The organism is Streptomyces sp. HUAS 15-9, assembly GCF_025642155.1.
Lineage (GTDB): Bacteria > Actinomycetota > Actinomycetes > Streptomycetales > Streptomycetaceae > Streptomyces.
Genome location: NZ_CP106798.1, coordinates 97,905 through 115,211, shown reverse-complemented (window position 1 = coordinate 115,211; position 17,307 = coordinate 97,905). Strand labels below are relative to the sequence as shown.

Sequence of the window (17,307 nt, the reverse complement as noted above, 5' to 3'; positions counted from 1 at the left end):
ATGGCTGTGCCGCAAGGTTCGGTCGAAGCGAGACGGCTGAGCGCCATGGGGCGCGCACACGGTTCAGCGCCCCGTGAAGGCCGGCTTCTGCTTGGCGAGGAAGGCGTTCAGGCCGAGGCGGTAGTCCTCGGAGCCCCCGGTGTGGGCGATCTGCGCCGCTTCGTATTCCAGCGCGGCGTCGAGTGTCGATTCCGACGCGAAGGTCACGGCTGCCTTGATCGCGGCGAAGGCGTGAGTGGGGCCGGCGGCCAGTGCGGCGGCGCTGCGGTGGACCTTGGCGTCGAGGTCCTCGTCAGCGGTGACCTGGTGCAGCAGTCCCCGGTCGAGCGCCTCTGCTGAGCCGAGGAGGCGGGGGTGCAGCAGCAGGTCGAGTGCTGCTGCTCGTCCGGTGATACGAGGCAGGGTCCAGGAGATCCCTGTATCGCAGGACAGGCCGATGCCGGCGAAGGCGGTCGTGAACGTCGCGGACCTGGCGGCGATCCGGAAGTCGCATGCCAGTGCCAGCGCCATGCCTGCGCCGGCGGCGACCCCGTTGATGGCTGCGATCACGGGCTTCGGCATCGTCAGCAGGGTCCGTATAAGAGGGCTGTAGTGCTCGCGTACGGCGTCGGCCATGGCGTCGGGGCCCTCTGCCGTCTGCGCTTCCTCCAGGTCCTGACCGACGCAGTAGGCCCGTCCGGTTCCGGTGAGGATCACGGCGCGGACGTCGGGGTCACCGGCCGCTGTCTGCAACGCGGCCAGCAGCTGCGTCTTGGTGTTCAGGTCCAGACTGTTCATCCGGGCCGGCCGGTCGAGCCGGATCGTCCGGACGTGGCCTTGGGTGGAGGCGGTGACAACAGGGGGGTTCGTCATGGCGGTTCCGTTCCTGGGGCGGGTGGCAGGTCGTGCGGGGCAAAGAAGGTTCAGGTGGTCGTGGGCAGGGCCGGGTGGAGGGATGTCCTGGCGCTGAGAGCGTGCACGGCGGCCTCGTACTGCGTCTTGAACGTCGTGATGAGGTCGGCGACCGTGAGGCGCTGTGTGACGGCACCGATGCCCTGGCCGGATCCCCAGATGTCCTTCCACGCCCTGGCCTCGGTGTTGCCGCCGGAGCCGAAGTCCATGGCGGACGGGTCGGACTCGGGGAGGTTGTTGCCCCCGCCCCCGTACTCCTCGCCGACGGCCAGGCCGAGAAGGCCCTGGCGGCCGGCGGCGCGCCATACGTCGCGGGAGACGACGAGATCAACGAGGCCTTCGCCGCCGTCGTCCTCCGCTTCGTCAAGGACATGGGCGTCTCACTCGACAAGGTCAATGTCAACGGCGGCGCGATCGCGCTGGGCCACCCGCTCGGCGCCACCGGCGCGATGATCCTCGGCACCCTCGTCGACGAGCTGGAGCGCCAGGACAAGCGCTACGGCCTGGCCACCCTCTGTGTCGGCGGCGGCATGGGCATCGCCACCGTCGTCGAGCGCGTCTGACCTCCACCGTCCGCCCCCCGTTACGGAGCACCCCCTGATGAGCGAGTCCAGCACCATCCGCTGGGAGCAGGACGAGACCGGTGTGGTCACCCTCGTCCTCGACGACCCCAACCAGTCCGCCAACACCATGAACCAGGCGTTCAACACCTCGATCGCCGCCGTCGCCGACCGCCTGGAGGCCGAGAAGGACTCCGTCCGCGGCATCATCATCACCTCCGCGAAGAAGACGTTCTTCGCCGGCGGCGACCTCAACGTCATGATCGGGCTGCGGCCCGATGAGGGCCAGACCGCCTTCGACACCACCATGCGGATCAAGCGGGCACTGCGCCGCATAGAGACCCTCGGCAAGCCGGTCGTCGCTGCGATCAACGGCGCCGCGCTGGGCGGCGGTTACGAGATCGCGCTCGCCTGCCACCACCGGATCGCCCTCGACACCCCCGGCTCCAGGATCGGCCTGCCCGAGGTCACCCTCGGCCTGCTGCCCGGCGGTGGCGGCATCGTCCGTGCCGTTCGGCTCATGGGCGTCTCCGACGCCCTGCTCAAGGTTCTGCTTCAGGGCACCCAGTACAACCCGAAGCGCGCCGTGGAGAACGGCCTCGTGCACGAACTCGCCGCCACGTCCGAGGAGATGATGGCGAAGGCCATCGCCTTCATCGACGCGAACCCGGAGTCGAAGCAGCCCTGGGACCTGCCCGGCTACAAGATCCCCGGCGGTACTCCCGCGAACCCCAGGTTCGCCGCCAACCTGCCGGCCTTCCCCGCGAACCTGCGCAAGCAGCTCAACGGCGCCCCGTATCCGGCCCCGCGCAACATCATGGCCACCGCCGTCGAGGGCTCCCAGGTCGACTTCGAGACCGCGCTGACGATCGAGTCCCGGTACTTCACCGAGCTGGTCACCGGTCAGACGGCGAAGAACATGATCCAGGCGTTCTTCTTCGACCTCCAGGCCGTCAACTCGGGCGCCAACCGGCCCCGCGGCATCGAGCCCCGCAAGGTGACCAAGGTCGCCGTCCTCGGCGCCGGGATGATGGGCGCCGGGATCGCCTACTCCTGCGCCCACGCCGGCATCGAGGTCGTCCTCAAGGACGTCACCGACGAGGCGGCCGCCAAGGGCAAGGGCTATTCGGAGAAGCTCTGTGCCAAGGCCGTCGCCACAGGCCGTACCACCCAGGAGAAGGCCGACGCCCTCCTCGCCCGCATCACCCCCACCTGCGACCCGCAGGCCCTCGCCGGCTGCGACGCGGTCATCGAAGCGGTCTTCGAGGACACCTCGCTCAAGCACAAGGTGTTCCAGGAGATCCAGCACATCGTCGAGCCGGACGCCCTGCTCTGCTCCAACACCTCCACCCTGCCGATCACCGCCCTCGCCGAAGGCGTGGAGCGCCAGGACGACTTCATCGGGCTGCACTTCTTCTCTCCCGTCGACAAGATGCCGCTGGTCGAGATCATCAAGGGCGAGCGCACCGGCGACGAGGCCCTGGCCCGCGCCTTCGACCTGGTCCGGCAGATCAACAAGACCCCGATCGTCGTCAATGACTCGCGTGGCTTCTTCACCTCCCGGGTGATCGGCCACTTCATCAGCGAGGGCGTGGCCATGGTCGGCGAGGGCATCGAGCCCGCCTCGATCGAGCAGGCCGCCGCCCAGGCCGGCTACCCGGCCAAGGTCCTCTCCCTCATGGACGAGCTGACGCTCATCCTCCCGCGGAAGATCCGCAACGAGACGAGGCAGGCGGTTCAGGAGGCCGGCGGTACCTGGACCGCCCACCCCGCGGCCGAAGTCGTCGACCGCATGGTCGACGAGTTCGGCCGCCCGGGACGCAGCGGCGGCGCGGGCTTCTACGAGTACGACGAGTACGGCAAGCGCGGCAAGCTCTGGCCGGGCCTGCGCGAGCACTTCACCAAGCCCGAGTACGAGATCCCGTTCCGCGACATGCAGGAGCGGATGCTCTTCGTGGAGGCCCTGGACACCGTCCGCCTCCTGGAGGAAGGCGTCCTGACCTCGGTCGCCGACGCCAACATCGGCTCCATCATGGGCATCGGCTTCCCGGCCTGGACCGGCGGCGTCCTCCAGTACATCAATGGCTACGACGGCGGGCTGCCCGGCTTCGTGGCCCGCGCCCGGGAACTGGCCGTCACCTACGGCGAGCGCTTCACCCCACCGGCGCTGCTCGAGCGGACGGCCGAGGAAGGCCGCACCTTCCGCGACTGACCGGGCCGGCCGCGGTCTCACCCGAGCCCGCGGCCCCACCCGGCCACCGAGCGCCGGAGAACCCCTCGTCCGGCCGCTGTATCGCCGGTCCTCCCCGAGCCCGCTCCACACAGTTCCACACCCCGGGCCGGCGCACCCTCCCCGCCTGAAGCAACACGCAGAACTTCCCGCGCCATCGCCTCTCCACCCGCGAACATCCATTCCCGGAGGTCGTCTTGCGTTCCGTGCCCGCCCCGATCGAGCAGCGTCCCCCCTCCGTGGCCCACCTGTTCCTCAGCAGAGTCAAAGCCACCCCCGACCGTGAGGCGTACCGCTACCCCGCGCCCGCCGACGACCTCGACGGCGAGCCCGGAGCAGAGCAGTGGCGCTCGCTCACCTGGACACAGACCGCGCAGCGGGTCAAGGCGGTCGCCGCGGGCCTGGTGACCCTCGACATCCGCGCGGCCGACCGCGTCGGCATCGCTTCCGAGACGCGCATGGAGTGGATCATCGCCGATCTCGGCACCATGTGCGCGGGCGCGGCCACCACCACGGTCTACCCCAGCACCAACGCCGACGAGACGGCGTACATCCTGGCGGACTCCGGCAGCCGCGCCCTGTTCGCCGAGAACGAGCGACAACTCACGAAGATCATCGCCACCAAGGACCAGCTGCCCCGACTGAAGCACGTCATCCTCTTCGACGCACCCGCCGGCCCCGTCTCCGCCGAAGGGCTGAACATCCTCACCCTTGCCGAGCTGGAACACCATGGCACCACGCACCTGAAGGGGCACCCGGACGCGGTCGACAACGCCGTCGGCACCATCGACGGTCGGCAACTGGCCACGCTGATCTATACCTCCGGAACCACCGGGCGTCCCAAGGGGGTGTTCCTGACGCACGACGGCCTGGCCTACCAGGGCGTCGCCCAGGCCGGGAGCGAGCTGATCCATGCGGACGACGTCCAGTTCCTGTGGCTGCCCCTGGCACACGTCTTCGGCAAGGCCCTGATCTCCGGACAGATCCACACCGGCCATGTGCTGGCCGTCGACGGCCGCGTGGACCGGATCGGGCACAACCTTCAGGTCATCCGGCCGACCGCCATGGCCGCCGTGCCCCGGATCTTCGAGAAGGTCTACAACGGCATAGCGGCCAAGGCCAGAGCCGATGGCACCGTCAAGCACCGGGTCTTCCGGTGGGCGGCCTCCGTCGCCCGCGCGTACGCACGGACCACCGAAGCCGCCAGGATCGCCACGGGCAAGGAGAGCGCGCCCTGGAGCCTGAAGCTCCAGCACACCCTTGCCGACAAGCTCGTCTACGCCAAGATCCGTGCCGCCTTCGGCGGCCGACTGCGCCACGCGATCTCCGGCAGCGCCCCCCTGGCTCCCGAACTCGGCTACTTCTTCGCCGGAGTCGGCGTACGCATCCTGGAAGGCTACGGCATGACCGAGACCTCAGGGGGCGTCATCGTCAACCGTGCGCACGACCTGCGGACAGGCACGGTCGGCGTCGCTCTCCCGGGCTTCGAGGTCCGGATCGACCAGGACGGCGAGATCCTCCTGCGCGGCCCCGGCGTCATGCGCGGCTATCACAACCTCCCCGACGCGAGCGCCGAGGCGCTGACCGATGACGGCTGGCTTCGCACCGGCGACATCGGCGAAGTCGACACGGACGGCTTTCTGCGCATCACCGACCGCAAGAAGGACACGTTCAAGACGTCCAACGGCAAGTACGTCGCACCCAGCGAGGTCGAGGGGAAGTTCAGGGCCGCGTGCCCCTTCGCCAGCAATATCCTGCTGATCGGAAGCAGCCGGAACTACTGCACCGCGCTGATCGCACTGGACGAAGCCGCGATCATGTCCTGGGCCGCCGAACACGGTATCGGCGACAGAACCTACGCCGAAGTCGTCGCCACCGAAGAAGTCCGGCAGCTGATCGAGACCTATGTACAGCGTGTCAACAACGACCTCCAACGCTGGCAGACCATCAAGGAATTCACACTGCTCCCTCGCGATCTCGACGTCGAGCACGGCGAACTCACCCCCAGCCTGAAAATCAAAAGACCGGTCGTCGAGCGCACCTATGCAGAACTGATCACAGCCATGTACGCAGGCACGCAGGAAGCCTGAACACCACCGGACCGGGCGAGGGTTGGACGCTGAAGGCGCATACCGAACGGAGCACGACAGAGACCGGGGCGCCGGCCGGCTCCTGGCTTCCGGCTCGAACTACTGCGGCCGCAGGCCCTGCCGCCCCCGCTGACCGGTCGGCTCGTCGACCGCCACGACCGCATGAAGATCGCCGCCACCTCCGGCATCATCGCGGCCGCAGCGCCCGGCGACTCAGCCGCCCTCCTCGCGCTCGTGCTCGCCCTTCCGGGACCGGGACGGACCTTCGGCCTCGTCTCCGGCACGGCAATTACTACCCTGGCCCGGTGAGGACGCTGCGGACCTGGCCAAGACAATCCACGTCGGCAATCGACACGGCTGCGAGCCCCTGGCCCGCTACCGGCGTCCGAGAAGCTCCGCCAGGCGAGCGGCGTGTTCGTCGCCCATGGCTATGTCAGTGTTCTCCGGCCTGCTCAGCCAGTCGGCCGCCTTCGTGAGGCAGTCTTCCGTCTGCGGCTGCGTCAGGCCGGGCCCTTCGAGCAGCGCTGCCAGAACGTGCCCGGCGTAGCGGCAGCCGGCGTATGTCTCCAGCCAGGCGAGTGCCCTGCCCACGACTGCCCCCCGCTCGGTCTGCCGGGAAGCGGGAAGGCGTGGGTCCAGGAGCGGCCCAAGAATGGCTCCGGTGAACGGCGAGGGCGATTCTTGCTCGTCGAGCCACACCCGTGCCCGCGCTGTGACGGCGCCGGCCTGCTCAGGGTCGAGGTCCGTCCGAGCCAGAAGAGCGCGCAGCACCTTGTTCGCCTTCGAACTCATCGGCTGTCCGCTGCAAGCCTTTTCGAGCGCGAGGTCCACGAGGGTGGTTCTTGTCTCGTACGGGAGCGGCACCAACCCCAGTCGGCACAGGGCCGGGAGCCTCCCCGTGAGCCCCATATGGCCGTGGCCCACACACTCCAGTACCCGCTCCACGGCACGCTGACGAAGCTCCCGGTCGGACACTCGGCAGCCGGGCAGGTGTTTCAGTATTCGCTGTGCGTTCTTGGCCGTGTGGTGTGTCTCCAGCCAGTCGAGGGCGAAGTGGAGGGTGTCGGTTCGGGGTGCTTCGGCCAGATCGCGGCAGATCAGCAGGGCTTCCAGGACGAACGACGCCGTGTTGCTCGTGCCGTTGTCGTCTTCTGCGAGCCACGCGAGGGCGAGCGGCGCGGCGCCTGCTCCGACCTGCCGGTGCTTCAGCAGAGGCGCCAGTACGAAGCGTGCCTCAGGAGAAGTGCCGCGCGTGCCCGTGGTGAGCCAGGCGAGCGCGAAGCCGACGGCATCGGTCACCTCGCCGTCGGCGGGAGGGCTGTGGTCGGGGAGGCCGATACGGGCGTCGAGGGGTAGAAGGTGCTGGAGCACGTATGAGATGTTCGGCGATTCGCTGTGGTCCTTGAGCCAGGTGAGAGCATGCCGGGCAGCGGGCTCGCGGTGGGGGCCGAGTCTCGGGTGAGCCAGTAACGGTTGGAGGACGAAGGACGCGTCGTCCCCGCTCAGATTGGCGGGGGAGTCGAGCCAGCGGACCCCGGCCGCACAGTGCTCGTCAGCCTCTGGCAGCCCGCGGCGCTTGATCAGTGGACCGAGTACCGACTTGGCGGTCTCCTGCGTGCCGTGACGCCCCGTGGTCAGCCACTTCATGGTGTGCTGCGCGGCGCGTACTGCCGCCTCCTGGGGAATTTCCGTCTCTTCGAGCAGCCTCCGCAGAACGAAGTAGGCGTCCCCGCACTGGCTGTGCTCCTCGAGCCAGGTGAGGGCCAGGCCGACGGCATCGTACTTCCCGTCCGGGTCGGCAGGGACACGAGAGAGCAGGGGGTCCAGCACGAACGTCGCATTGTGCTCGGTACCGCGTTCCGCGAGCCAGGTGCAGGCGAGGTCGACAACAGTTTCGGCGGGCTTCCCCCGCAGGGCCGGGTGTTCGAGCAGATTCCTCAGGACGAATGAGGCCAGCGGGGAAGTTCCCTGGCTCGCAAGCCAGTTGATGGAGCGGTCGATGACTCCCCTCGTTTGGACCTCGTCCAGATCGTCTCGTTTGAGGAGTTCGGGGAGGACGAAGGAGGCCGTATCTGCGTCGGGATGGAGTCTGAGCCAGTCGAAAGCGAGCTTCAGTGCTTTGCCGGTCCGGTCGCCTTGGAGGTTTTTGGAGAGGAGCGCGCGCAGCACATGGGCGGTGGCGGACGCCGACAGGCGCCGGCGGACCACGCTGAGGGCCCTGTCGACCGCCTGCTCGATGCGGTCCTCAGGCAGATCGATGCGGGTCAGCAGCGCACTGGCGAGGGGGAGTCCGCCCATCATGACGGGCTGTCGTAACCACTCCACCGCTTCCTCGGCGGCCTTGTCCAGGTGCTCGGCCGACACGCCGGGTGCCCGGAGCAGGGCTTCGAGGACCGGACGGGTCTCGAGCGGCTGGTGGCGGTTGTCCGCCTGCCACTCCAAAGCGGCCGATGCGAGATGTGCGGGAACGGCGTCGGAGGTGTTGCGGATCGCGTTGGTGAACAGCGTGCGCACCAGGTGCGGTGCCTCGGCCTCGGACCTCTTGAGCCAGGGCCGGACCAGCGAGTCCCATGACGCCACGACCCCGGACTGCCACGGCGGCCCCGACAGCAGGGTCAGCAGGGTCCGGCCGGTCTCCTCGAGGTCGTCCTCGGCCGCCAGCCGTTCCGCGGGGCCGTGTTCGTCTGCGAGCCACTGTTCGCAGACCTGGCGGACATCGTCCCGCACAGCCGGTTCGAGGTCGGCCGACCATCGTCGTACGGTGTCGGCAGCGAGCCGGAGGGTGTGCGTACTGGAGAGGAAGGCGGAGAACATCCGCGTGGCGGCGTCGGCTTCGAGCTGTCCCGCTCTCGGTTGCAGCGCCTGTTGAAGGAGTTCGTCGGCCACGAAGTCGTGGATGACATCCAGCACATCGCCCTCGGAGCAAATGAGCCAGCCCAGCTTGCGCAGATGCCCGACCACGCCGATCCCGCCGGCCGTGAAGCCGCGGTCCTGGTGCAGGTCGAGGAAGGCGCCGACGGCTGTCTCCACCGGCATCCTCTCCTGGGGGCAGGAGGTGGCCGCGACCGCGGAGGCGAGAAGTCTGGTCTGCGAGTCACCGAGATCCTCTCCGGTGCGCACCCGTAGCCAGTACGAGAGATCCTCGAGGTTGCGGAGCCCGGAAAGATCCAGTACGTCCTGCGCCTCGTCACGTACGCGCGACTCGATGGCACGCGCGATCAGCAACGTGAGCACCGGGCGGTGCCCGCAGACAGCGGTGAGCGCCGCTGTGCCGTAGGCACCCACGGCCTCCTTGGCGACGCTCTCGAGGATCCGGGTGGCGACGGCCTTCTGATGCTCTCCTTCCTGGGAGACCTCCACCTGGTCGAGAAGCCTGAGCCGTCCGATGGCCGCGGCGCGCTGTACCGCTCCGGGGCGCAGTGAGGCAATGCACGCCAGTCGGGCCGAGGAGGTGCGCTCTTCGCGCACTTCATCCGCGAAGTCGGAGAGGTCGAGGTGCTCATAACCGTCGAGGTAGTCGAGCACGAGCAGGACGTCCCTGTTCCGCGCGTGCAGTTCGCGTACGACGACGCCGGTCAGCTCCTCCGCCGTGATGGGCTTCTTCGGCGCGAGGTGCAGTACGGTCCAGCCCTGCCTGTCGGCCCTGGCCGCCACCTCGAAACAGGTACGGGTCTTGCCGGTCCCCGCGGCGCCGACGAGCACCACCCCCAGCGACCTCGAACCCGGTGCGGAAGCTGCCGCCAGCCGCGTCAGGAGCCTTTCCGGATCCGCCTCGTGGCCTTCCCTGGGGCTGACGAAGGGGATCTGGTCTCCCGTCAGGTACTTGTCACGGGTGGAGTTTCTCGCGAGTGTCTGCCGGTGCGTGCGGATGCCTCTGGGAAACGCCGGCAGGCCGACATCGGTCAGGGCGCCGCCGCGTAGGCTGCCGCAGCCCAGCAGCTGCTCCAGCCGGTGCAGTTCGTCGGCAGGCACTCGGTCCTGGAGGCTGTCGATCCGGGCGGCGGTGAGAGCGGGACCGTCGGAGGCATAGTGCTTGATGGCGACGCCGATGATGCGCCCGCGGCTGAAGACCGCCGCTCCCGACATGCCTGCCCACGGCTCGTACGGCCCGTCGTCGGTGCCATCCGAGCCGTCCGCGCTTGTCCGTCTCGTTGCTCTGCGAGGGTCGTCGTCCGGTGAGGGAGCGCGCACGATCTTCAAGTCGAGCGTGCCTTCTCGTCGGTTGGAGAGCGGTACGCAGGTGGCCTCCGCGGCCTCCAGGTCCCGGTAGACGCCCTCGCGGAGCTTGAAGAGCGGAAAACCGAAAGCCATGCATTCGACTTGCGCGGCCCCCTCACCGACACAGCCGAACGACGCGGGCGCCGTCGGGGGTGCGGGGCGTTGGGCAGAGGGGACGTGACCCGGCGAGGGGGCGGATTGGTCAAGGGCCGAGGAATGGTCAAAGGCCGGGGGATCGAAGACGAGGACAGCGACATCGGTCCCGATGTCCGACCACCCCACCGACGCCTCATACACGGCCTCGTCCTGCCGGTCGGCGTTGAACCGCACCCGGACACGGGACGCTCCGGCGAGCGGATGCCATGCGGTCAACACCCTGCCGTCAGCGACGAGATAGCCGGACGCCCGTCTGCCCCTGCCCTCCGAGCGGCTGACGATCACCTCGGCGATACGGCAGGAGTCGTCCCATCTGGCACCCTTCCGTCCGGCGGCTTCAGCGTTCGCCATCGACCTCGTCACCGGAGATCAGGGGAGAGCGCGTCGTGCCGTCCTGCGTCACCGCCTTGGGCTGCGGAGTGAGCGTGATCCGCCGTGTCGCGGATCGGGCGAACCTGCCGTCGCCGCCTGCCTCGACGACCCAGAACCGCGCTTCGCCGTTCGCGCCGGCTTCGCGAGGGACCGCGACGGTCGCCTCGACATTCACAGACCCCACCTCGAACCGGAGAGTCGCGCCCGCCTCCGCAGCGGCCTTGAGCTCGTCCCACAACTGACGTACAGGATCGGCCAGTTCAACACCGCGTTCCCCTCCCGATGCCATGTCGGGATTGTATGAGGCCGCACAGACACGGTCCACCCAGCAGACGGTGCATGGAGAGCCGCGGCAGTTTCCCGCAGGAGGCGCACCGCCTCGTCAAGGGCCTGACCGGGCGTGTCTGCGGAGAGAGCAGATCATCGAGCTTGAGGGCACGGTTTTGCGGCTGCTCAGCGAGGATGGGGATGCCAACGCGCGCGCTGGACAGCGTGAGCACGTTCAACGCGGTGGCTGCCTTCGCGCTCTGCAACGAACTCGTCATGCCTGAGGCGTGTGAGGCGCTGGGGTCGGCCTCGAGCCGCGCCCCGCCACCGTCGGGCGCCGCGGGGGTGGCGCAGGAGCTGATCTGCTGGACCTCACGGCGTGGCGGCCAGACAGCCGCCTGCCTGTCGCGACATTCGCGAGGCAGTCACCGCCGAGCGCGACCGCCAGGGTGAAGTCCAGGAGGACCTCGCCGGGGTCGACCTGGAGTCAAGTCGACTGCCTCGCACGGAAGTGTGACATTGTTCGTGGTGTACGAATCGGGGGGTGTCGCTGTGGCCACAGAGGTTGTCGTCAGGACGGGGCTCAGGTACGGGGCCGGCGGCAAGCTCATGGACGTGTATCAACCTGCGGGCGCATCGGAGGCTGTGCCCGCGGTGCTGCTCTGGCACGGCCGGGGGCCCGACGAACGGGACGTCCTTGCGCCGGTCGCCCGCGCTGCGGCGGAGCTGGGCGTCATCGTCCTGGTGCCGGACTGGCGATCCGACGCTGCGGACGGCGGGCGAACGCACCTGAGGGAGGCAGCCGTCTTCGTACGGCAGAACGTGGCCGACTTCGGCGGGGATCCCGAGCGGATCGCGCTCGCCGGTTGGTCGCTGGGCGGCAAGGCCGCCGTGGGTGTCGCTGTGAATCCTGCCGCATTCGGCAACTGGAAACCGCAAGCCATCGTGGGAATCGCGGGTGCGTACGGTTCGGTGGCACCGACCACCGGCACCGTCCCGATCGACGACCTCCGCCTGGGCGGCAGCCTGGTGCCGCCCAGGCCGGTGTGGCTGGTGCACGGCACCGCTGATCCAGTGGTGGACGTCGAGCGTTCACGCGAGTTGCGCATGGCTCTCGAGAAACAGGGCTGGCCGGTGTCGCTCAATGAGGTCGCGACCGATCATGCCGGCGTCATCATGACCGAGTTCGTTCCCGAGCACGACCGCTGCCTGCCCAGCACCGCCGACCACGCCGTTGAGGCAGGGTCGCGGACCGCCGACGTACTGGCCCGTGCTGCTGGAATCACTGCTCAGTGCTTCAGCCGTCGATCGTGATCTTGCTGGTCTTGTGTCCTGAACGCGAATGGGAGTTGGTTGTAGGACTGCTTCCGGAAGTGACGCTGTGTGAGAGGTGAAGGTTTGGCCCGTCGGAGTCGACCCGCGGGGGAGGTTCCGACCGTCTCATGCTGCGTTGGCTGAAGACCGTCGTGGTGAGCGATGAGGAAGAGGCGTCGTATGTGGCGCGGCATCTGATGCGAAGCGTGCAGCCGGCGTCCGCCGCTGACGAGGCTGCGGGTGCCATCACGGCGACATGCTGGAGTACCGCATTCGCGGCCCGTGACGTCTGCGGAGCGGGCGGCTGGGCGGGCGCGGGGTGGCCACAGCCATACCGGCACCCAGCGCCAGAGCAGCCGCGGCGAGCGCGGTCCGCCGGCGCACCATGCTGATCGACATGCACTGTCTCCCTCACTTCTCTGGTGGCCGCCACCCGCTACGGCGGCGGCACTGGGCGGCTCATGACAGACGACCGGTCAGCCTCATGGGAGGTGTCCCGTTCGTCTGACCTCGACCTTTCCGGCTGCGGCATTGAATGGCAGCCCGCTTCCACCACCCTGATCAAAGGCGGCGCCGCTGCTCGGCGCGGTGCTCGCCGGACCGTCCGGGTCAGGGTACGAGCGGTTGCCGCTGATGCGGGGTGTGCGTGGTTCGGCGGGCGGTCGGTCCGCATCCACGGGGGAAGCGGGCGAGAGGGGTGACCCGATGCCCGGATGGCCGGAGCGCCCACCGGACTCGTCCGCTGGACCCGCCCGCCGGGCCGGTGCGACGGCTGGCGTCCGAGTAGCGCAAACTCCGCGCCGAGGCCGACGACCCCAGGCCGCAGTCGCTCTCCGGGCAGCTCCTGCCATCTGGTTTGCCCTTGTGCTGCGGGCATTTGTAGTGTGCCGGACGACCGCGTCGCGTCCACGGGGGAGGCGGGTCGGCGGTGGAGGTCTTTGATGCCTGGGCGTCCGGAGAGTCCGCTGGATCCGAGTGCGGGGCCGGTGGCGCGGCTTGCTGCCGAGTTACGCAAGCTGCGGGCGGAGGCTAGCAGTCCGACGTACCGGATGATGGCCGAGCGCACGAATATGGGGGCGAGCACCCTCTCGCAGGCGGCTGCGGGGGAGCGGTTGCCGACGCTGCCGGTCGTGCTGGCCTACGTGCGCGCCTGTGGTGGTGACGAGGCCGAGTGGGAGGCGCGGTGGCATGAGGCGGCCGCGGCGGCAGCAGCCGAGCCACGCCCCGAGGACGAGAACGCTGAGCCGCCCTACCGGGGTCTGGCCCGCTTCGAGCCGGCCGACGCCGATCTGTTCTTCGGCCGGGACCAACTTACCGACCGCCTGCTGCAGATGGCTCGGTCGCGGCGATTCACCGCGCTGTTCGGCCCATCGGGCAGCGGAAAGTCGTCCGTGCTGCGCGCCGGCCTGATCCCCCGCCTGCGCAACCCGGACGCCGCCGGTCCGCGCCCCGCAGCCCTGCGGGTCCTCACGCCCGGCGAGCACCCGCTGCGCACCCACGCTCAGCGTCTGGTGCCGGTCGACGGCGAGGGGGACACGTGGCTGATCGTGGACCAGTTCGAAGAGCTCTACACCCTGTGCACCGACCCGGGCGAACGCGAGGAGTTCACCGATCAGCTCCTGACCGCTGCCGACCCGGCGAGGCGGCTCCGCGTCGTCATCGCGGTGCGCGCCGACTTCCTCGGCCGTTGCGCCCAGCACCCGCAGCTGACCGCGACTTTGCAGGACGGCACCGTGCTGGTCGGCCCGATGAGCCGCGATGAACTGCGCCAGGCCATCGTCAAACCGGCCCAGACAGCCGGGCTGACCGTCGAGCGAGCCCTGACTGCCCGCCTCATCGAGGACCTCGATGACGAGCCAGGTGCGTTGCCGTTGATGTCGCACGCGCTGCTGGAGACGTGGCGCCGCCGTAAAGGCCGTGCCCTCACGATCGAGGCGTACGAGGCCGCTGGTGCCCTGCGCGGCGCCCTCGCCCGCACGGCAGAGGACACCTATGCCCGCCTCACCACGGTCCAGGCTGACCTCGCCGGCCGAACCCTGCTGCGGCTGGTGACCCCAGGCGAAGGGACCCCCGACACACGACGTCCCGCTCCGCGCACCGAGCTGGGCGATTCCGGCGACACCGCGACCGTCCTGGAACGCCTCGCCCGCGCGCGGCTGATCACCCTCGACGGCGACACCGTCGACCTCGCCCACGAGGCACTGATCACGGCCTGGCCGCGACTGCACGCCTGGATCGACGACGCCCGCGAACGGCTGCGCCTGCACCGTCGGCTCACCCAGGCAGCCTCCGTCTGGGACGAGGCGGGCCGTGACCCAGGAGCGTTGTACCGGGGCACGCTCCTGGACGCCACGCAGGAGTCGTTCCCGGCCCAGGACCGTGCACATGCCCTGACAGCGCTGGAACGCGCGTTCGTCTCCGCCAGCCTCCAAGCCCGGCGCCGCCAGTACACGCGTCGACGGCTTGTGGCCGCCGTACTGTCGGTCCTGGTCGCGGTGGCCATGACAGCGGGAGTGATCGCCTGGCAGCAGAGCAGGACCAGTACCGTGCAGCGCAACCAGGCCACCGCGCGCAGGATTGCGGCCCTCGCGGACAGCCTGCGCTACACCGACCCGGTCACGGCCATGCGGCTCAGCGTCGCCGCCTGGCGGATTTCCGACACGATAGAGACGCGTTCCGCTCTTCTTGGCGCGCTGGCCCAGAAGGAACAGGACATCTTCACCCCTTCCGGAGACGAGGGCAGCCAGTACCTCCTCAGTGCCGATACCCGCACTCTGGTCGTCGTCGACAGCGACCGCGTCGTGCGCTGGGACGTCAGGACTCACCGCAGGACCGGTACCTTCCGTGGCCCGGGAGAGGATGGCGCACTGGATGCGCGGAACGTCAGTTCCGACGGCCGGTACCTGTTGATGGTGGGCGACAGCGCCCGGGTATGGGACATGGCCGCAGGCCGGTATGCCAGTGCCGGCTTCCGCCTTCGCAACGCCACACATGGGGAGTTCGGCCCCAGCGGGCGCACCATCAATGTCACCGACAACCCCGGTGACATGACCCGTGTCCGGGTGTGGGACTGGCGACGGCACCGACTGCTCTTCGAGCGACAGGGCCGCCGCGTCCAAGGTGCCATCGTCAGCCCCGACGACCGGCTGGCCGCCGTGTGCGAGACGGGCAGGCCGATGAAGGTGTGGGACATGGCCCGGCACCGCGCCCTGCCGTTGCCCGGGGCGCCCCAGGCTCCCGCCGACGGCGGATGCGGCCCAGCCGCCTTCAGCCCGGCCGGCCACGCAATCGTGACCGCCATGCCTCACGGAGAACTACGTCTGTGGAACCTCACAACCGGAGCTTCCGCGGCTTCCGAGGCCTACGACATTCCCAGGAGTTTCGGCGATGAACTCTCTGAGGATTCTTCCGACATCACAGACATGGCGTTCAGCCGAAACGGCCGCTTCGTGGCGACCGCCAGCGACCACGAGGTCCGGCTGTGGAGGCTGTCGGCCGACGCATCCGGCCCCGTCTTTCGCTACCCGCTGCCATCGGGTGGTGCCGACCGTCCTGGCATCATGCAGTTCGGCCTGGATCCGGACGGCCGCACGGTCCGCTACCTCACAGGGTACGAACCGGATTCAGCGACGGGCTCCGTGGTGCGCACTGTGTCAGCGAGCGACGCGACTGCGGCCGGCTGGCGCAACCAACCGCTGGAGCAGGCGCAGTTCAGCCCGAATGGCCGAATACTGGCAACTACGTGGCGCAGCAGGCATGAGAGCCGCTTCCGCCTGATGGACGCTCGCACTGGACAGGACCAGGCCGACTTGCCCGGCATACCCTGCCCACAGCCCCACGACCCAGAGGCCGGCCCGCCTGTCTGCGGAGAACTGATGGCTTTCAGCGCCGACGGCAAGACCTTCGCCTATACGGCCAGTACCGGCGAAGACTTGCCCACCACGCAGCGGGTCACCGTCTGGGACGTACACGCCAACCACGCCCGTGCAACCCTGGACCTCGGCCGCCCGACCAACGCCCGGGGTACCACCCAGGCCATCGCCCTCAGCCCGGACGGCCGAACCCTGCTGGTCTCCCGGCTGACGGACGACTTCCGCACCGAGACCTGGGACATCGAACGCGGCAGCAGAACCGGAACGCTCTCTGCCGGCGGAGGGTACTCGCTGGCCGTCCGGCCCGACGGCACGTTCTTCGCCGCCTCGGACGGACACGTGGGCCATGTGTCCTCGAAGCACGTCAGCAGCAGACAGCTCACGCCGGACACCACCGAAGCGCTGGCTTTCAGCCCGGACGGCCGATACCTGGCCGCCGGCGACCATTCGGGCCGTGTGACCCTCTGGGACGGCCGAGCCGCGCACCGTCTCGCAGTACTGGCCGGCACCTTCCCCGATGCCCGGCAGGACGCCGGTCCAAGCGTCCGGGCCCTGGCCTTCTCGCCCGACAGCCGCACACTCGCCGTAGGAGGTGACGACGGAACGCTCCAGCTATGGGACGCCTCATCCGGCCGGCGGCTGGGCTCGCCGCTGCCCACAGCCAACGAACCGATCCTGTCGGTGGGGTTCGACACGGACGGGACAACACTGCGAACGTCGAGCAGTTACATGCCTGTGCACGCATATCCCGCCGACCCGTCCTCCATCGCGGTACGGATCTGCCGTCGCACAGAAGGTGGCCTCACGCACGCCGAGTGGCATGACTATCTTCCGGAGCTGCCCGATCGAAACACCTGTCGATCCGGCAGAACTGCGGCCGGAGCGACTGGTGCCGCACTTCCCGGCACGCGAATGGTGGCGATCCCAACATGGAGCCGCCACTCGTAGCGAGGCCGGAGAGCCTCCGGACCCGCCTTGGCCTGCGGGGCCTTCGACTGGCTCCGAGGCTCACGACTGAGGAGGAAGGGGCATCGGCGTGCGTGCCGGCTCGACGGTGGTGCTGCCCACGCGTTGCAGCATGTCCGGGGTGACCGGGCGGCCGGTGGCCACATCCGCCACCCCCGACGCGCCGCGCCACGTCCGGCCGAAGTCCCGCACCTCCGCGAACACCCCTGGCACGCCCGCCTCGTGGACACCGTCCAGGGCGGACTGCAATGCGGCCGCCTGGTCCGAGGAATCTTGTGGCTGAGCCGCCGCCACCGGCCCCGCGCAGATGCTCAGCGCGGCCACGCCACCGCACAAGGCCATTCGGATCTTCATGACTGTCGTCCCTTCTC

11 protein-coding genes and 1 pseudogene are annotated in these 17,307 nt (G+C 69.2%); 6 read left to right on the top strand and 6 right to left on the bottom strand.

Features of this window, described 5'->3' with window-relative positions; all coding sequences use genetic code 11:
• Window positions 1–63: 63 nt before the first annotated feature.
• The 3 genes and pseudogenes from N8I87_RS00535 to N8I87_RS00525 form a co-directional block, all read right to left on the bottom strand.
• On the bottom strand, window positions 64–852 hold the full coding sequence (locus N8I87_RS00535) for an enoyl-CoA hydratase/isomerase family protein (RefSeq protein ID WP_263204686.1): 789 nt from the start codon (window positions 850–852) through the stop codon (window positions 64–66).
• Between the two features lie 50 nt (window positions 853–902).
• Window positions 903–1,100: a hypothetical protein gene (locus N8I87_RS00530; protein ID WP_263216969.1), complete on the bottom strand. Its 198-nt coding sequence runs from the start codon at window positions 1,098–1,100 to the stop codon at window positions 903–905.
• Between the two features lie 27 nt (window positions 1,101–1,127).
• Window positions 1,128–1,256, bottom strand: a pseudogene (locus tag N8I87_RS00525) (acyl-CoA dehydrogenase family protein); the annotation flags it as partial.
• Window positions 1,257–1,262: 6 nt separating this feature from the next.
• Between N8I87_RS00525 and N8I87_RS00520 the strand changes: the two are divergent.
• From N8I87_RS00520 to N8I87_RS00505, 4 genes are all read left to right on the top strand, one after another.
• Window positions 1,263–1,454 (top strand): hypothetical protein, encoded by a 192-nt coding sequence (locus tag N8I87_RS00520; protein ID WP_411577174.1) that lies wholly within the window; start codon window positions 1,263–1,265, stop codon window positions 1,452–1,454.
• 37 nt (window positions 1,455–1,491) lie between these two features.
• Entirely contained in the window at window positions 1,492–3,663 is a 2,172-nt protein-coding gene (locus N8I87_RS00515; RefSeq protein ID WP_263204685.1) for a 3-hydroxyacyl-CoA dehydrogenase NAD-binding domain-containing protein, read from the top strand.
• Between the two features lie 215 nt (window positions 3,664–3,878).
• Window positions 3,879–5,771 carry an AMP-dependent synthetase/ligase gene (locus N8I87_RS00510; protein WP_263204684.1) on the top strand — a complete coding sequence of 631 codons (1,893 nt, stop codon included), beginning with the start codon at window positions 3,879–3,881 and terminating at the stop codon, window positions 5,769–5,771.
• A gap of 162 nt (window positions 5,772–5,933) precedes the next feature.
• The gene (locus tag N8I87_RS00505; RefSeq protein ID WP_411577173.1) at window positions 5,934–6,080 is read left to right on the top strand and encodes a hypothetical protein; all 147 of its coding nucleotides are present in this window, start codon (window positions 5,934–5,936) and stop codon (window positions 6,078–6,080) included.
• Window positions 6,081–6,146: 66 nt separating this feature from the next.
• Here the strand turns inward: N8I87_RS00505 and N8I87_RS00500 are convergent, their stop codons facing one another.
• Together N8I87_RS00500 and N8I87_RS00495 are read right to left on the bottom strand one after the other, a co-directional pair.
• Window positions 6,147–10,496, bottom strand: a complete 4,350-nt coding sequence (locus N8I87_RS00500; RefSeq protein ID WP_263204683.1) for a S1 family peptidase — start codon at window positions 10,494–10,496, stop codon at window positions 6,147–6,149.
• Window positions 10,483–10,806 carry a trypco2 family protein gene (locus N8I87_RS00495; protein ID WP_263204682.1) on the bottom strand — a complete coding sequence of 108 codons (324 nt, stop codon included), beginning with the start codon at window positions 10,804–10,806 and terminating at the stop codon, window positions 10,483–10,485. Before N8I87_RS00495 ends, N8I87_RS00500 begins: the two co-directional genes overlap by 14 nt.
• A gap of 623 nt (window positions 10,807–11,429) precedes the next feature.
• Between N8I87_RS00495 and N8I87_RS00490 the strand changes: the two genes are divergently transcribed.
• Together N8I87_RS00490 and N8I87_RS00485 are read left to right on the top strand one after the other, a co-directional pair.
• On the top strand, window positions 11,430–12,098 hold the full coding sequence (locus N8I87_RS00490) for an alpha/beta hydrolase (protein WP_263204681.1): 669 nt from the start codon (window positions 11,430–11,432) through the stop codon (window positions 12,096–12,098).
• Between the two features lie 1,052 nt (window positions 12,099–13,150).
• On the top strand, window positions 13,151–16,918 hold the full coding sequence (locus N8I87_RS00485; RefSeq protein ID WP_263204680.1) for an nSTAND1 domain-containing NTPase: 3,768 nt from the start codon (window positions 13,151–13,153) through the stop codon (window positions 16,916–16,918).
• A gap of 60 nt (window positions 16,919–16,978) precedes the next feature.
• On the opposite strand, the gene N8I87_RS00480 is transcribed toward N8I87_RS00485, so the two are convergent.
• Window positions 16,979–17,290, bottom strand: a complete 312-nt coding sequence (locus tag N8I87_RS00480) for a serine hydrolase (protein WP_411577172.1) — start codon at window positions 17,288–17,290, stop codon at window positions 16,979–16,981.
• Window positions 17,291–17,307 lie beyond the last annotated feature (17 nt).